Annotated in this window: 9 protein-coding genes; 3 read left to right on the forward strand and 6 right to left on the reverse strand. The window is 65.4% G+C overall.

Annotated features, from left to right (window positions below):
* Positions 1–134: 134 nt before the first annotated feature.
* The 4 genes from IGS55_RS27100 to IGS55_RS27115 form a co-directional block, all read right to left on the reverse strand.
* Positions 135–1,955, reverse strand: coding sequence for a DUF885 domain-containing protein (locus IGS55_RS27100; RefSeq protein ID WP_230519295.1), 1,821 nt, complete (start codon positions 1,953–1,955; stop codon positions 135–137).
* A gap of 134 nt (positions 1,956–2,089) precedes the next feature.
* Positions 2,090–3,187, reverse strand: coding sequence for a M48 family metallopeptidase (locus IGS55_RS27105; RefSeq protein WP_230519296.1), 1,098 nt, complete (start codon positions 3,185–3,187; stop codon positions 2,090–2,092).
* Entirely contained in the window at positions 3,184–4,350 is a 1,167-nt protein-coding gene (locus IGS55_RS27110) for an HPP family protein (protein WP_230519297.1), read from the reverse strand. The genes IGS55_RS27105 and IGS55_RS27110 overlap by 4 nt, the downstream gene beginning before the upstream one ends.
* Positions 4,351–4,429: 79 nt before the next feature.
* Entirely contained in the window at positions 4,430–4,726 is a 297-nt protein-coding gene (locus IGS55_RS27115; RefSeq protein ID WP_230519298.1) for a DUF3349 domain-containing protein, read from the reverse strand.
* Between the two features lie 149 nt (positions 4,727–4,875).
* Here IGS55_RS27115 and IGS55_RS27120 point away from each other — a divergent pair, with 149 nt between their 5' ends.
* A complete protein-coding gene (locus IGS55_RS27120) occupies positions 4,876–5,388 on the forward strand; it encodes a thioredoxin family protein (RefSeq protein WP_230519299.1) in 513 nt (170 codons plus the stop codon).
* A gap of 15 nt (positions 5,389–5,403) precedes the next feature.
* Here IGS55_RS27120 and IGS55_RS27125 read toward each other — a convergent pair whose 3' ends face one another.
* A complete protein-coding gene (locus IGS55_RS27125; RefSeq protein ID WP_230519300.1) occupies positions 5,404–5,901 on the reverse strand; it encodes an Lrp/AsnC family transcriptional regulator in 498 nt (165 codons plus the stop codon).
* 151 nt (positions 5,902–6,052) lie between these two features.
* On the opposite strand from IGS55_RS27125, the gene IGS55_RS27130 reads away from it, so the two are divergent.
* Positions 6,053–8,080, forward strand: coding sequence for an aminotransferase class V-fold PLP-dependent enzyme (locus tag IGS55_RS27130; RefSeq protein WP_230519301.1), 2,028 nt, complete (start codon positions 6,053–6,055; stop codon positions 8,078–8,080).
* 393 nt (positions 8,081–8,473) lie between these two features.
* Complete coding sequence (locus tag IGS55_RS27135) at positions 8,474–17,101, forward strand: GH36-type glycosyl hydrolase domain-containing protein (RefSeq protein WP_442908220.1); 8,628 nt, start codon at positions 8,474–8,476, stop codon at positions 17,099–17,101.
* Here IGS55_RS27135 and IGS55_RS27140 read toward each other — a convergent pair.
* Complete coding sequence (locus IGS55_RS27140; RefSeq protein ID WP_230519302.1) at positions 17,098–17,319, reverse strand: hypothetical protein; 222 nt, start codon at positions 17,317–17,319, stop codon at positions 17,098–17,100. The genes IGS55_RS27135 and IGS55_RS27140 overlap by 4 nt on opposite strands.
* Between the last annotated feature and the right edge of the window lie 112 nt (positions 17,320–17,431).

Here is a 17,431-nt window from a genome sequence, read left to right on the forward strand (position 1 = left end):
ATTAGGCAGCATCGACCTGTACGCGTTCCGGCAGGCGCGCGCGAAATGCGCCGGATCTGCGCCAGATCAAATACCGGCGCGAAAAAAAACGGCAGCCCCGGTTGGCGCTGCCGTTGTTGCGAGACGCGGTTAGCTTACTTCTGCTGCGCGATCCACCGGTCGACCTTGGCTTCCAGCAGTTTCAGGGGCAGGGTGCCGTCGCCAAGCACCACTTCATGGAACTTCGGCAGGCTGAATTTGTCGCCCAGCGCCTGCTGCGCGCGCTGGCGCAGTTCGACGATTTTCAGCGAACCGATCTTGTAGCCCAGCGCCTGGCCCGGCCAGGCCATGTAGCGTTCCGTCTCGCTTTTCGCCACGGCGTCATAGCCGAGGGTATCGCGCATGTACTTGATGGTCTGCTCGCGCGTCCAGCCCTTGGTGTGCAAGCCCGTGTCGACCACCAGGCGCACGGCGCGCAGCATCTCGTCGTTCAAATGGCCGAAATACTGGGCCGGATCCTCGAACAGGCCCATTTCCTTGCCCAGGGTTTCCGCATACAGGGCCCAGCCTTCCGTGAAGGCATTGTTGCCGCCGAAACGGCGGAAGTTCGGCAAGTCCATCTCTTGCACCAGCGCCAGGTGGAAATGGTGGCCCGGTTTGCCTTCGTGCAGGAACAGGGTGGTCATGCCCGTGTCGCCATACAGTTTCGGATCCGTGACGACGGACCAGAACACGCCGGGGCGCGAACCGTCGGCGGCCGGCGCCGTGTAATGGTCGGCGGCCGTGTCGCGGCTCAGTTCAGGTTCCAGGCGCAAGTCCAGCGGCGCCTTCGGCACCAGGGTGAACAGGGCGGGCAATTTGCTGTCGAGCAGCACGTTCAGCTTGCGGTAGACGTCGAGCACTTCCTGCTCCGTCTTGAACGGGCGGTATTTCGCCTGTTCCGATACCCATACGGGCAAGCCGGCGGCCGGGCCGTTGTAGCCCATCTTCGGACCCACGATCGCATATTGCTCCTGGATGCGCGCCACTTCCTTCAAGCCGATGGCGTGGATCTGCTCCGGTTTCAAATCCGTGGTGGTGCTGCTGGCCACGCGCGCCTGGTACCACGCGGCGCCATCGGGCAGGGCGCTCCAGCCGCTGCTCGTGCGGCCGGACGGCAGGTAATCGCGTTCCATGAAGGTCGACAGGCGCTGCAGCGCGGGCATCAGCTTGGCTTCGATGATGACGGTATAGGTTTGCGTCAGGCGCGCCTTGTCCGCATCGGAAAAGCTGGCCGGCAAGTTCTTGATCGGCGTGTAATAGACGCTGTCCTGCGGCGTGGCGCTGACGAGCTTCTTGAATTGCGGCAGGGCCGATTCCGTCAGCGCCTTCGGCAGCACGATGCCCTTTTGCATACCGACTTTCATGTTGGCGATGGCCTGGTCTATCCAGCCCGGCAACTGGCCGATACGGCTCAGGTAAGCGTCATACTCCTTGACCGTGGTCAAAGGCTGCGATGCCTCGCCGCCCGCATAATTGGCGAGGGTGACGGGCATGCTGTCCATCTGGTTCAGCGGCAGCAGGTATTCCGGGAAGTGTTCGAAGCTCAGCGCCGTGGCCAGTTCATAGTCGAGGATGTCATAGTTGATCTGGTCCTGGTGCGACAGCTGTGCGCGGGCAATGCCGCGCAGCGTCTTCTGGTACTGGCGGTACAGCGCGAACTGTTTTGCGCGCGCGGCGGGCACGATGGCTGAACCGAGCTGGTCGTCAAAACGGTTGTCGCCGCTCTCGGTGGCATTGATCGGTTCGAAACGGGCCAGCGCGTCATAGTATGTGTCGGCCAGCACTTGCAGCTGCTGCTTTGCTTTCGGCGCGCTGACGGCGGGCGCGACGGCTGTTTTGGCAGCGGGCTGGGCCGCTTGCGCCATGGGCGCGTAGGCGAGCAACAGGGAGATGGCCAGGGTGCCGAGGGTGCCGGCGGCAAAACGATGCTTCATGCGCGATGTCCTTTGTAAGGAGGGAATGAACGGAGGCGTTGTGGGTCGGGGTGGCCGGTCACGATGGAGCAGCCGGGGCGTAAGCATACGCCATTGCCCAGTACGTTTGGATAAATTGTACGAGGGGAATGTTGCTATTTTGCCGTAGGCGGCAGGGCCGCTTTCATGGCTTGCCAGTGGCTGCTGGTCAAGGGAAGACAGGCAGGGCAGGGCGTGGCGGCGATCAGGCTGCGGATCTGCTGCGCGCGCGCCGCCGTTTGCGGGTGCGAGGAAATCCAGCCTGGCACCTTGGCCTTGTCCTGGTGATCGAGCTTCTGGAAAAAGCGCAGCATTCCGTCGGGTCGGATGCGCGCGCGCTGCAAGGCGAGCAGACCGAGACGGTCCGCCTCTTCTTCCATGTCGCGGCTGAAATACAAGGTGCCGGCCTGGTGCGCCAGCATGGCGGCCACGGCGCTGATGTCGCCGATGGTCACGCCCACGAGGGCGCCCCAGCCCAGGCTGCTGATCATTTGCCGCAGCGAATGACGCTGCTCCACGTGCTGCACTTCATGCGCGAGTACGCCGGCCAGCTCGCCCGGGTCGGCTGCCTGGCGCAGCAAGCCCGTATGCACGACGATGATGCCGCCTGGCATGGCAAACGCGTTGACCGTGTCGTCCTGCTTGACCAGCCAGCGGTACTGGTAGCGCGAACCGGCCGTCAGCTTGCGGCCGATCTCCTGCACCGTTTGCTGCGCCACGCCGCTTTCGCTGATGCCGCCTTGTGTGCGCACTTGCGACAGGGCCAGTTCGCCCAGCTGTTTTTCCGTCGACAAAGGGATCAATCCCGCCAGCGCGCCGACGGCATGGCCGCCTTGCCACCACAGCAGGGCGGCCGCGACGACGGCCGCGCCCGTCAAACCGGCCAGCCAGCCCGACACCTGCCGCCGGTTGCGCTGGCGCTCGCCCCACAAACGCTGCAGTTGCGGCTGCAGCGCGGCCGGCGCTTCGCGCAAGACGATGGCGATGTCGCTCGCGGTCAGCGGCTTGAGCGACGCTTGCCGGCCCTGATCGTCGAGCCAGTTCAGGAACAGCTCCGGCCCGTCGACACCGCCCACGCTGACGACCAGCTGCGCCACATCGACACTATGGCCGGGCGCATCGATGGCCAGCTGGCTGCCGAAAAAATGCGCGCTGACGGCCGTACCCGCCGGGCCGCCGTCGGGGCCGGTCAGCAGTGCCTGGAATGGCGTCATGCTGCGGCCTCTGCGAAGCGAGTTTCGTACAGGGCCGCCATCAGGTCGGACTGGCTGATGATGCCGGCCAGGCGCTCTTCATCGTCGAGGATGGGAATATGGTGGTAGCCGGCGTCGGCCATCAGGGGAACCAAATCGATGATGGGCGTGCCCAGACGGGCAGTGTGCGGCGACGGCGTCATCAGCTGGCCCACCACTTCCGGCTTGTCGCCGTGGGACAGGCCGCTGCGTTGCAGCAAGCCGCGCAGTCGCTGGCGCATGCCCTGGTAATCGTCGAGGCCGCCATGGCGCAGGAAATCCGTCTGCGTGATGATGCCGATGACGCGGCGCGCCCGGTTCAGCACGGGCAGGGCGCCCACCTGGTGCTCGCGCATGGTGCGCCAGGCAACATCGAGCGGCGTGCCGAATTCCACGCTGAGCACGTCTTTCGACATGATGTCGGCGCAGGTGACGACGCCGAAGCGGCGCTGGTAGGCGCGCATTTCCGTTTGCAGGAAGATCGCTTGCAAATCGTCGCGGCTGATATCGAGCACTTCGCTGTGCTGGCGCAACACGGCGTCCAGGTCATCGGGCGAAAAGCCCAGCCGGTTGCTGGGCACGTCATCCTTGGTATCGTGCGGATGCGGCGCCACCAGTTGCTGGATGTGCGGGTAGCGGCGCCCCGTCAGGTTGTTGTACAGCACGGCGCAAGCGACCAGCACGGCGGAATTGAACAGCACGGTGATGAAGACGAATTCAAAGCCGGCCGCATGCACGCTGGCGCCGCCAACCACCGTGGTGAGCGCCACGGCGCCGCCCGGCGGATGCAAACAGCGCAGGGCAAACATGGCGCCGATGGCCAGGCAGGCGGCCAGCGCCGCCACGCCCACGCTGGATCCGAACCATTTGACGCAGGCCATGCCCACCAGGCCGGAGACGACGTTGCCGCCCACCACGGACCACGGTTGCGCCAGCGGGCTGGCCGGCAGGCAGAACAGCAGCACGGCCGAGGCGCCCATGGGCGCGATCAGGTAGACGCTGGCGCTGTCCGGGGCCAGCAGGAAATGGCAGATCAGGCCCGTCAGCAGCAAGCCGCAGATGGCGCCCGCGCAGGCGCGCAATTGTTCGCGGCGGCTGCCGTTGTTCGGTTGCGGCAGCCAGCGTGCCAGGAAAGAAGTCGTCATGGGGAGGGCGCGTTCGGGCCGCGTTGCTCAGTGTGAGCCCGATATTATCCCATGCGTTGCATTTCGCTGCCTGTGGGTATTAATCCTCGGCGCAGACGGCTTGCAAGCCATGTTGCGCCAGCAAGTTCCTGGTGGCTGCGCTGGCGGACGGCGCCGGCTTGCTGCTGGCGCAGGCATAGATGTCATTGAGGATCGTCGCCGCATCTTTGCCCGTGACGGCGGCCATCAGCTCGGCCAGGTTGCGGTCGGAAAAGTGTTCATACAGCAGGGCCAATACGTGAAAATACGCCGTATCGGGCATGCCGCCGGGATAGGCGCTGCGCAACATGCGCGCGGCGCCGGACAGCGTTGGGTGCAGGGTCTCTGGCATGGTCAAGCAGGTACTCCTTCGCGGTACTTATACGTTTTCCGTATAAGCACAGTGCAATTAAATGGTGGATATTTCCTATAAGCAGGCATATTCTAGACAGTCACGCCCGCTGGCAGCTGTTCAGTTGGCTTCACGATTTCTCTCAGGAGCCCCGCATGCGCCTTTCCCGTTTCGTCGCCCCATTCTTTGCCAGCCTGCTGCTTGCCGGTACCGCCGTTGCCGCCGCCCCCACACCGGCCAACCCGGCCGCCACGCCGCATCTGCCGTACAACGCGGCGGCCGACGCCAAGGCCGACGTGGCCCGCGCGCTGGCCGAAGCCAAGGCGGCGCACGTGCCTGTCTTGCTGATCTTCGGCGCCAACTGGTGCGAGGATTGCCGCGCGCTCGACAAGGCCTTGAAGCAAGGCAAGAACGCGGAGCTGATGCAACAGCAGTTCAAGGTCGTCAAGGTCGACGTGGGCAACTTCGACCATAACCTCGACGTGGCGCAAGCCTATGGCAATCCGCTCAAGAAAGGCATCCCCGCTGCCGTGCTCGTTTCGAGCGACAACAACCAGGTGCTGTACGCCACCAAGGGCGGCGAGCTGGCGAATGCACGCCGCATGAGCGAAAGCGGCATTTATGATTTCTTCAAGCAAGCGGCGAGCGTGAAAGCGCCGGCCATTTGAGCCCCTTACAACGCTTCAGGCCGGCAAGCCGTGGGCGATCAATTCCAGCGGTAATTCCGTGCTGCACTTAATTTGCTCCATGGAAAAGGCGGACGACACGCCCGTCAATTGCACGGCCTTGATGAGCTTTTTGTAGAAGGTGTCATACCCCTTGATGTCGGTGGTGACGACTTTCAGCAGGTAATCGATGTCGCCGCTCATGCGGTGAAATTCCTGTACCTCGGGCAAGACGATGACGGCGGCGGCGAAGCGGCGCAGCCATTTTTCATCGTGCTGGCCCGTGCGTACGCTGACGAACACGGTCACGGGCAAGCCCACTTTTTGCCGGTTCACGATGGCCACGCGGCTCTCGATATAGCCCTCTTCCTCCAGACGCTTGACCCGCTTCCAGCACGGCGTGCTGGACAAACCGATCTTCTCGCTGAGGGCGGCGATCGACAAGGTGCCATCCTGCTGCAGGGCCGCCAGGATGGCGCAGTCGAATTTGTCGAGCGAAGAGTTTGGTGAATTCATTTTACCGTTCCAGTTTTTATAGCATGAACATGCTGCATAATACCGTAGTTGCAGTGTCTTTTGGCATATCTTCACGGGGGCAGGCCGGTAGACTATCGATATGTTTCAGCCACCTGCGCTGCCCCTTTTATCGAATACTCAGACTGCCATCATGAAAGAAATCTACCTCGACAGCAATGCCACCACTTGCGTGCTGCCCGCCGCCGTTGCCGCCGCCCGGCAAGCGATGGAGCACGGCTATGGCAATCCCAGCAGCACTCATGCCACGGGATTGCAGGCCAAGGCCATGATGGATGGCGTGCGCCGGCGCGCCAGCGGCTTGCTGGGCGTGGGCGATGGCCGCCTGATGTTCAACAGCGGCGCCACCGAAGGCATCCAGACGGCCGTGCTGTCGGCCCTGTGCGCGCTGCGCGAACGGCGCGATGCGGGCAAGCGCATCGGCGGCCTGCTGCTGTATGGCGCGACCGAGCACAAGGCCGTGCCGGAAAGCCTGGCGCACTGGAACCGGCTATTGGGTTTGAATCTGGAAGTGCGCAAGCTGCCCGTCGATGCGCAAGGGCGCCACGATTTGCAGGCGCTCGATGCGCTGATCGGCGACGCGGCCATGCTGTGCACGATGGCGGCGAATAATGAAACGGGTGTCGTCAGCGATTTGTCCGCCATCGCGCAGCTGCTGCAGGAACGCGGCGCCGATGCCTACTGGATGGTCGATTGCGTGCAGGCGCTGGGCAAGCTGAAACTGAACCTGGCCGCCACGCGCATCGATTACGCGCCGTTTTCCGGCCACAAGCTGTATGCGCCCAAGGGCATCGGCATGCTCTACGTGCGCGCCGGCGCCCCGTTTACGCCGTTGATGATGGGCGGCGGCCAGGAAGCGGGCCTGCGCTCGGGCACGGAAAACATGGCCGGCATCGCCGCGCTGGGCGCCGTGCTGGCCGCGCTCGACGATGGCAAGACTTTCCGCAGCCACGCCGACCTGGCCGCTTTCCGCGCGCAGCTGGTGGCCAGCCTGGAACGCGCCTTCCCCGGCATCGTGTTCAATATGCCGTTCGACTTGTCCTTGTCGACGACGCTCAATTTTTCCGTGCCCGGCCTGTCGTCGAAGGAATTGCTGGACCTGTTCGACGCGGCGCGCGTGCGCGTCAGCTCGGGCAGCGCCTGTTCCGCCGCCAAGGCGCTCCCCAGCTATGTGCTGGAAGCGATGCACGTGCCGCAATGGCGTGCCAGTTCGGCCATCCGTTTGTCGTTCGGCCCTCTGATCGACGCGGCGACCATTGCGGCCGCCTGCGCGCGCATCGAGCGCTGCGGCGAAGCGCTGCGCGGCAGCTGCCTGTTGCCGTCGGCGCTGGCGCCATCGCCGCAGGACGGCGTGATCCAGCTGAGCGTCGATGGCCAGTGCACCTGGCTGCTCAGCGACGCTGCCAGCGCCAGTTGCGTCGTCATCGATCCCGTCGCCGCGCTCGTGCCGCGCCTGGCCGCCTTCATCCGCTGCCAGCACCTGGCCTTGCGCGCCATCGTGCACACGACGGCGCCGACCGATCATGGCGTGGCGCGCCTGGCGCTGCTGCAGGAACTCGAGATCGAACAAGTCGGTCGCGTCGATATCGACGGTGAGCTGGCGCTGGGCCAGCAGCGTTTGCGCCGCATCGAGTGTGGCGAAACCCATGTGTACCTGCTGGAGCAGCGCTTCGCCTTCATCGGCGCCCTGGCGCCCGAAGCGCTGGTGCCCTTGCTGGATGCGGCACTGCTGACGCAGGACACCGTGCTGTGCGCGTCAGGTGACGACGGCAGCATTTGCGCTACCGTGCGCACGGTGCTGGACGGTAGCGTGCCGGCCGCCGAACTGCAGCTCGATGCGGCCGCCTTGCCCGGTTTCCTGCGCCAACATCCCGGCGCCATCCTCGTCGATGTGCGCGAAGCGTATGAACACGCGGCGTGCGCCGGCACGGTATTCGAGGGCTGCGAAGTGCGCAGCGTACCGCTGAGCCGCCTGGCGGGACAGGTGGCCGCGTGGCTGCGGCAGCCGCAGCATCCACTGGTCTTTTTCTGCCGCAGCGGCAACCGCAGCGCGCGCGCTAGCGCCTGTTTGCGCCGCCTCGGTCACGGCGCGGCATGGCAACTCAATGGCGGCATGGCGATGGCGGAGGCGACGCGCCACCCGCTGGCCATCGCTGCCTGAGCGGATTGAAGTTTCCTCTTTGAAACATTGCTCCGTGCCATTATCGGCACGGAGCAAGCCGTTCGTTTCCTTGCGGCATTTTTTTGCTGTCCAGTCCGCAAATTTCTTTGCCGACACGCTGCCAAAGCGCCAGCTATGTACGCTAGCGCACGGTCTTGCCTGCGTCGCCCTCCTACGATGAAGTTCAGAAAATCTCCCTATACCCTGAGATTCGTCGCAACGCTCCGGCGCTTCGCTTTCCGTCTTCGCCAGTGTCCGATCGTGTTCTTCCAGACTGGGCCCGCGTGACGGTGGCCGCTGGCTGCGTGCGCGCACCTAGCGAGGCCCAAGTTGAAAGAGTACACAGCAGTTGTCACGCAGCAGATCAAGGAACAGATTTCCAAAGTTAAAGAAATCTTCCGCGACCATTCCCTTGCACCGGACACCTTCGACGCCGCGCGCGACGATGCCTTGCCCCTGCGTTCCGAATTATTCAGCGCCATGCAGATGGCCGCCCACGGCAAGCACGTGGCCACCGGCCATGCGGTGGGCAAGCATCACGGTCGCGACCGCCTGTTGGCGCGCCTGGCCGACAATGCGGCCCTGATCACGGCCACCGTCAACGAGCTGACGGCGACCGTCAAAAGCGGACGCCAGGTCACGCCCGCCTCGGAGTGGCTGCTCGATAATTTTTATCTGATCGAAGAGCAGATCCGCACCACGCGGCGCCACCTGCCGAAGAACTACAGCAAGGAGCTGCCGCGCTTGGCGTCGGGCCCCGACGCCGGCTGCCCGCGCGTCTATAAAATTGCGCTGGAAATCATCTCGCACGGCGATGGCCGGGTCGACCTGGAAAACCTGTGCCACTTCGTCGAGGCTTACCAGGATGTGGCCACCCTGACCCTGGGTGAACTGTGGGCCGTGCCCATCATGCTGCGCCTGGCCCTGATCGAAAACCTGCGCCGCGTGGCCGTGCGCGTGGCTGACGACCGCATGCAGCGCGACCTGGCCAATACCTGGGCCGACCAGATGACGGAGATCGCCGAGCGCAATCCCAGCGGCTTGATCCTGCTGGTGGCCGACATGGCCCGTTCGAATCCGCCGATGACCAGCGCCTTCGTGGCCGAATTGTCGCGCCGCCTGCAGGGACAAAGCTCCTCGCTGACCCTGGCGCTGTCGTGGCTGACGCACAAGCTGGCCGAGTCGGGCCTCACCATCGAGCAGCAGATCCAGTCCGAAATCGGGCAGCAGGCGGCCGACCAGGTGTCGATCGCCAACAGCATCGGCAGCCTGCGTTTTCTCGGCACCATGGATTGGCAGGAATTCGTCGAGACCATGAGCGTGGTCGAGCAGACTTTGCGCCTCGACCCGGCCGGCACCTATGGCTTGATGGATTTCGCCACGCGCGACAGCTACCGCCACGCCATCGAACGCATCGCCAGGCGCAGCGCGCGCAGCGAAGTGGAAGTGGCCGAGATGGTGGTGCAGCTGGCGCACACGCACGGCAACGGCAATGACGCGCGCCGCGGCCACATCGGCTTTTATCTGGTGGGGCGCGGCGTGCTGGTGCTGGAAAAACAGGCCGGCGCCAAGCTGCCTTTCATCGAGGCGCTGCAGCATACGGCACGCGCCGCGCCGCTGGCCGTCTATCTGGGCGCCATCTCGTTCCTGACCCTGGCGACGAGCGCCTTGCTGCTCGAGCGCGCCGTGCGCCATGGCGTGCAGGGCTGGCCCCTGGCGGCGCTGGGCGCGCTGGCGCTGCTGGGCAGCAGCCAGCTGGCCGTGGCCGTGGTGAACTGGCTGGCGACCCTGATGACGTCGCCGCACCCGCTGCCGCGCATGGATTACGAGGCCGGCATTCCGTCGGACGCGCGCGGCATCGTCGTCGTGCCGACCTTGATCTACAGCAAGGAAAACGTGGCGGCCCTGTGCGAGGCGCTGGAAGTGCGTTATCTCGCCAACCGTGACCCGAACCTGCGTTTCTGCCTGCTGACGGACTTCGTCGACGCCGGGGCGCAAACGATGCCCGGCGACGACGCCTTGCTGCGCCAGGCGCAGGAGACCATCCGCATCCTGAACGAGAAATACCGCGTGGAGGGCGCCGAATTCAAGGAAAATGGCGACCCGGCCGATCCCGAGGAGCGGGGCCATGTGGGACCGTTCCTGCTGCTGCACCGTCCGCGCCTGTGGAATTCGCAGCAGAATGCGTGGATGGGGCAGGAGCGCAAGCGCGGCAAATTGTCCGACCTGCACGCGTTCTTGCGCGGCGGCGCGCGCGACAAATTCTCGCTGGTGGAAGGCGAGTTGCGCGGCCTGCGCACGATCAAATACGTGATCACGCTCGACACGGATACGCAACTGCCGCGCGACGCGGCGCGCGAATTCATCGCCACCATGATGCACCCGCTGAACCGTCCCGTGCTCGACGCGGCCGGCACGCGCGTGGTGGCCGGCTACGGCATCCTGCAGCCGCGCGTAGCCGTGGCGCTGCCCAGCGCGAATGCCTCGCGCTACGAGCTGCTGTGCGGCGGCGAACCGGGCATCGACCCCTACACGCGCACCGTCTCCGACCTGTACCAGGACGTGTTTTATGAAGGCTCGTTCATCGGCAAGGGCATCTATGACCTCGACATGTTCGAGCGCGTGCTGGGCCAGCGCCTGCCCGACAATAAAATCCTCAGCCACGATCTGCTGGAAGGCTGTTATCTGCGCGCCGGCCTCCTGAGCGACTCGCAGCTGTACGAGGAATATCCGGCCCGCTACGACGCCGACGTGAGCCGCCGCCAGCGCTGGATCCGCGGCGACTGGCAACTGATCGGCTGGCTGCTGGGCCGTGTGCCGGGCCGCGCCGGCAAGCGCGAACGCAACCCTTTGTCGATGCTGTCGCGCTGGAAGCTGTTCGACAACCTGCGCCGCAGCGTCGTCGCGCCCGCGACCACCGTGTCGCTGTTGCTGGTGTGGGGCTTCCTGCCGCACGTGGCCTTCTGGAGCGCGGCCGTGCTGGCCATCATCTTCCTGCCGCCCGTCTTTTCGGCGCTATATGATCTGCTGCGCAAACCGCGCGACACCCTGTGGCGCCAGCACCTGGCCGCCTTCGAGCGGCGCTGCGGCGTGCAGTTTTCGCACGCCATGCTGACCCTCGTCTTCCTGCCGTACGAAGCGTGGATCAGCCTGGACGCCATCGTGCGCACCCTGTGGCGCCTGGGCGTGTCGCACAAGCATTTGCTCGACTGGCGCGCCTCGAACCTGCATGTATCGTCAGGTTCGCAGGCCGACAGCTGGCGGGCCATGTGGTGCTCGCCCGCGCTGGCGCTTGCCACCTTCGGTGCCTTGCTGTACTGGCGTCCGGAAGCCTTGCCCGCCGCCGCCGTGGTGCTGCTCTTGTGGCTGGCCGCACCCGCCATCGCCTGGTGGATCAGCCGCCCCATCGAGCGGGCCGTGGCGCGCCTGTCGGCCGAGCAGGGACGTTTCCTGCACGGCGTGGCGCGCAAGACCTGGGCGTATTTCGACACCTTTGTCGGGCCGGACGACCACTGGCTGCCGCCCGATAACATGCAGGAGCATCCGAACCTGGTGGTGGCGCACCGCACTTCGCCGACGAATATCGGCCTGGCGCTGCTGGCCAACCTGACGGCCTACGATTTCGGCTACATCACCCTGGGCCAGTTGATCGAGCGCAGCCGCGCCACCCTGCACAGCATGGGCGAGCTGGAACGCTTCCAGGGCCATTTCTATAACTGGTACGACACGCAGACCCTGAAGGCGCTGCAGCCCATGTACATCTCGACGGTCGACAGCGGCAACCTGGCCGGCCATCTGCTGACCTTGCAGCCGGGACTGGTGGAGCTGTACGACGCCCCGATCATCGGCGCACAGGTGGTGCAGGGCATCCGCACGACGGCGCAGGTACTGCAGGAATTCATCGCCGCCGAAGGCGAGGGCAAGGCCATGCGCGACGGCCTGCACTTGCTGCAGGCGCAGGCCGCACCCGCCAGCCTGGCCGAATGGCATGCTTATCTCGCCGCCGCGAATGGCGCGGCCGATGCGCTGCTGTCGCTGACCCTGCAAAGCGAGGATGGCGAGCTGTCCATGTGGGCGGGCGCGCTGGCGCGCCAGTGCCGCGCGGCGCTGGCCGAATTGCTGCAACTGGCGCCCTGGGCGGCGCACACGGGTGTCGATGTGGCGCTTATGCGCGTGCCGACCCTGCGCGAACTGGCCAACCTGGAAACGCCGGAAGGCACGCAGCCGGAGCTGGCCGCCTTGCTGGCGCAGGGCCGCGAACAGGCGGGCCGCCACATGCGCGAGATCGCCCACGCGGCAGGCCAGGCGCGCGACTTCGCGCAGATCGAATACGGCTTCCTGTACAACCCGTCGACAAAACTGCTGGCCATCGGCTACAACGTGAGCGAGCGGCGCCTGGACCCCAGCTACTACGATTTGCTCGCTTCCGAAGTGCGCCTGGCCAGCTTCGTCGCCATCGCCCAGGGCCAGCTGCCGCAGGAGCACTGGTTCGCCCTGGGCCGCCAGCTGTGCATGGTGGCGGGCCAGCCCGTGCTGCTGTCATGGAGCGGCTCGATGTTCGAGTACCTGATGCCGCTCCTGGTGATGCCGAACTACCCGAACACCTTGCTCGACCAGACCTACCACTCCGTCATCGAGGCGCAGATCGATTACGGGCGCCAGCGCGATGTGCCATGGGGGATTTCCGAGTCTGGCTACAACACGGTCGACGCCAGTTTGAACTATCAATACCGCGCCTTCGGCGTGCCGGGACTGGGCTTGAAGCGGGGCCTGGCCGACGACCTGGTGGTGGCGCCGTACGCCAGCATGATGGGGCTGATGGTGCAGCCGGAAGCGTCGTGCCAGAACCTGCAGCGCATGCAGGCGGCCGGCTATATGGGCCGCTACGGCTTTTTTGAAGCGATCGATTTCACCACGGCGCGCCTGCCGCGCGGGCAGGGTAGCGCCGTCATCCGCTCCTTCATGGTGCACCACCAGGGCATGGGCTTTCTGGCCCTCAGCTACCTGCTGCACGACCGTCCGATGCAGCGCCGTTTCGAGTCCGATCCGCTGCTGCAATCGGCCTTGCTGGTGCTGCAGGAACGCACGCCGCAGGCGGGCGCGTTTTACTCGAACACGGCCGAACTGGCGGTGCTGCGCAGCGGCGCGCCCGAGCAGGCCATGCCGATGCGCATTCTCACGCAAGCCAACAGCGCCGTGCCGGAAACGCAGCTGCTGTCGAACGGCCGCTACCACGTCATGGTGAGCAATGCGGGCGGCAGCTACAGCCGCTGGAAAGACCTGTCCGTGACGCGCTGGCGCGAAGACAGCACGCGCGACAACTGGGGCAATTTCTGCTATCTGCGCGACCTCGACGACGGTGAAGTCTGGTCCACCATGTACCAGCCGACCCTGGCCGAACCGAAGAAATACGAAGTGATTTTTTCCGAGGGGCGGGCCGAGTTCCGCCGCGCCGACCATGGCCTGGACCTGTACACGGAAATCGTCGTCTCGCCCGAGGACGACATCGAAATTAGGCGCACGCGCATCAGCAATAATTCGAACCGCCAGCGGCGCATCGAGATCACCAGCTTTGCCGAAGTGGTGATGGCGCCGGCGGCGGCCGATGCGGCCCATCCCGCGTTCAGCAAACTGTTCGTGCAGACGGAAATCCTCGCGCATGAAAAGGCGATTTTATGCACGCGCCGGCCCCGCTCCAAAGAGGAACAGATGCCGTGGCTGCTGCATGTGATGACCGTGCACGATATCGAGCGCTACGAAGTATCGTTCGAGACGGACCGCGCGCGCTTCATCGGCCGCGGCAACACGGCGCAGCTGCCGCAGGCGCTGCAGGACGACGGGCCGCTCAGCGGCGGCCACGGCTCCGTGCTCGATCCCATCGTGGCCATCCGCTACGTCATCACGCTCGAACCCGACCAGGCCGTCACCGTCGACAGCGTCACCGGCATGGTGGAGCAGCGCGAGGCGGCGCTGCACCTGATCGACAAATACCAGGACCGCCATCTGGCCGACCGCGTCTTCGAGCTGGCCTGGACGCACAGCCAGGTGGTGCTGCGCCAGTTGAACGCCAGCGAAGCGGACGCGCAGCTGTATGCGCGCCTGGCCAATGCCGTGATCTACCCGAATGCGGCCCTGCGCGCCGAGGCCAGCATCCTGATCAAGAACCAGCGCGGCCAGTCCGGCCTGTGGGCGTATGCCATTTCCGGCGACCTGCCCATCGTGCTGCTGCAGATACGCGACGCGGCCAATATCGAACTGGCGCGCCAGATGGTGCAGGCGCATGCCTACTGGCGCCTGAAAGGATTGATCGTCGATCTGGTGATCTGGTACGAAGAGCAGTCGGGTTACCGCCAGCTGCTGCACGACCAGATCATGGGCCTGATCGCCTCGGGCATCGATGCGCAGGCGATCGACCGCCCGGGCGGCATCTTCGTGCGCCTGGCCGAGCAGATCGCGAACGAAGACCGCATCTTGCTGCAATCGGTGGCGCGCGCCATCATCAGCGATTTGCGCGGCACCCTGGCCGAGCAGGTCAAGCGCCCGCCGAGCCCCGTGCTGCGCATGCCGCCGCTGCTTCAGGACCCGGGCCGCGAACAGGGCGGCATGCCGCACCGGGCGCCAGAGCGCGCGCTGATCCTGGAAAATGGCCTCGGCGGTTTTACACCCGACGGCCGCGAATACGTGATCACCACGGCGGAAGGCAAGCAGACGCCGGCGCCGTGGTCGAACGTGCTGGCCAACGCGCAATTCGGCACGGTGGTGTCGGAAGCGGGCCAGGCCTACACGTGGAGCGAGAACGCGCATGAATTCCGCCTCACGCCGTGGCAGAACGACCCTGTCTCCGACCTGTCCGGCGAAGCGTTTTATGTGCGCGACGAGCAAAGCGGCCAGTTCTGGTCGCCTACGTCACTGCCCGCGCGCGGCAGCGGCGACTACGTGACGCGCCACGGTTTCGGCTACAGTATTTTTGAACACAGCGAAGGCGGTATCGCCACGGAATTGTGCACCTATGTGGCGCTCGACGCGGCCGTCAAATATTCGGTGATCAAGGTGCGCAACGACAGCGGCGTGCCGCGCCGCCTGTCCGTCACCGGTTATGTGGAATGGGTGATGGCCGACCTGCGCGCCAAGTCCGGCATGCATGTGGCCACCGAGGTCGACACGATCAGCGGCGCCCTGTTTGCGCGCAATAACTACAACACGGAGTTTTCGGGCCGGGTCGGCTTCTTCAATACGGACGCCAGCATCCGCTCCATCACTTGCGACCGCAATGAATTCATCGGCCGCAACGGCAGCCTGGCGCAGCCGGCGGCGCTCCGGCGCGTGCGCCTGTCCGGCAAGGCGGGTACGGGGCTGGACCAGTGTGCCGCCATCCAGGTGCCGTTCGAGCTGCAGCCGGGACAGGAGCGCGAAATCGTCTTTATCCTCGGCGTGGGCGGGCGCCGCAATGCCGACGCCAGCACCATGGTGCAGCGCCATGCGGGCAAGGACGCTGCACGTAGTGCGCTCGACGCGGTACGCGCGCACTGGGACAGCACCCTGGGCGCCGTGCGCATCGAAACGCCCGATCCGTCGCTCGACGTGATCGCCAACGGCTGGCTGATGTACCAGACTATCGCCTGCCGCCTGTGGGCGCGCAGCGGCTATTACCAGTCGGGCGGCGCCTACGGTTTCCGCGACCAGCTGCAAGACGCGATGGCGATGATACACACGGCGCCGCAGCTGCTGCGCAAGCACTTGCTGCTGTGCGCGGCGCACCAGTTTGTCGAGGGCGACGTGCAGCACTGGTGGCATCCGCCGTCGGACCGCGGCGTGCGCACGCACTGCTCCGACGATTACCTGTGGCTGCCGCTGGCCGCCTGCCGCTATGTGATCGCCACGGGCGACGTCAACGTGCTGTCGGAAGTGGCGCCCTTCATCGAGGGCCGCGCCGTCAAGCCGGAAGAGGATTCGTATTACGACCTGCCCGTGCGCTCGGGCGAGTCGGCCGACCTGTACGAGCACTGCGTGCGCGCCATCCGCCATGGCCTGCGCCTGGGCGTGCACGGCTTGCCGCTGATCGGTTCCTGCGACTGGAACGACGGCATGGACAAGGTGGGCGAACATGGCAAGGGCGAGAGCGTGTGGCTGGCCTTCTTCCTGTACGAAGTGCTGCAGCGTTTCGCCGAAGTGGCCATGCTGCGCGGCGACGCTGCGTTCGCCCAGTTCTGCCGCGACGAAGCCGTGAAACTGGCCGCCAACGTCGAGGAACATGCGTGGGATGGCGAGTGGTACCGGCGCGCGTATTTCGACGACGGCACGCCACTGGGTTCGCATACGAACGAGGAATGCCAGATCGATTCGATTTCACAAAGCTGGGGCGTGCTCTCGGGCGCCGCCAACAAGGAGCGGGTCGCCGGCGCCATGCGCCAGGTCGATGCGCGCCTCGTGCGCCGCGATTCCGGCGTGATCCAGCTGCTCGATCCGCCGTTCGACAAGGCCGACCTCAATCCCGGCTACATCCGCGGCTATGTGCCGGGCGTGCGCGAAAACGGCGGCCAATACACGCATGCGGCCATCTGGACGGCGATGGCGTTTGCCCGCATGGGCGATGGCGAAAAGGCGTGGGAATTGCTGCGCATGATCAGTCCCGTGCGCCATGGCGCAGACGCGCAGGCGGTGGCGCGCTACAAGGTGGAACCGTACGTGGTGACGGCCGACGTGTATGCCGTGGCGCCGCACGTGGGACGGGGCGGCTGGAGCTGGTACACGGGATCGTCGGGCTGGCTGTATCGCCTGATCGTCGAATCCCTGCTGGGCTTGACGCGCGAAGCGAACGTGCTGCGCATGGCGCCGACCATGCCGGCCGAGTGGGGCAGCTTCAAGCTGCATTACCGCTTCGGCGCCAGCAGCTATGCCATCACGGTGGAGCGGGCGCAGGGGCGGCCGGCGGGATTGTCGCTCGATGGCGTCGCGCAGGGCGGCAACAGCATCACCCTGCGCGACGAGGGCCGCGAGTACGCGGTGCTACTGCTGCTCTAGTCTTGTCCGCGTACTTGCCACGTATCGTGTTCGGGACGGCGCCGGCCGGCCAGCAGGATCAAGCCGGCGCCGAACAGCAGCAGGTCGCGCGTGCGTACTTCGGGCGCGGACTGCGTTGCCGTCTGACGGTGGTAGGTCACGGGTGCCGCCGTGGCGGCGGCAGGCTGGCTGGCGCAAGCGGCCAGGCACAGCACCGCCACATTTCTATTTAACTGCATACATTCCTCAAGAAAGCGCGCCGGCCGTTCGGGATAGGCGCGCCGGTATTCATGTTGCCGACATTGTAATTATGAGCATGAATATTGTAAATGAGAAATTATATAAGGCGGC

The organism is Janthinobacterium sp. EB271-G4-3-2 (assembly GCF_020858035.1).
GTDB lineage: Bacteria > Pseudomonadota > Gammaproteobacteria > Burkholderiales > Burkholderiaceae_D > Janthinobacterium > Janthinobacterium aestuarii.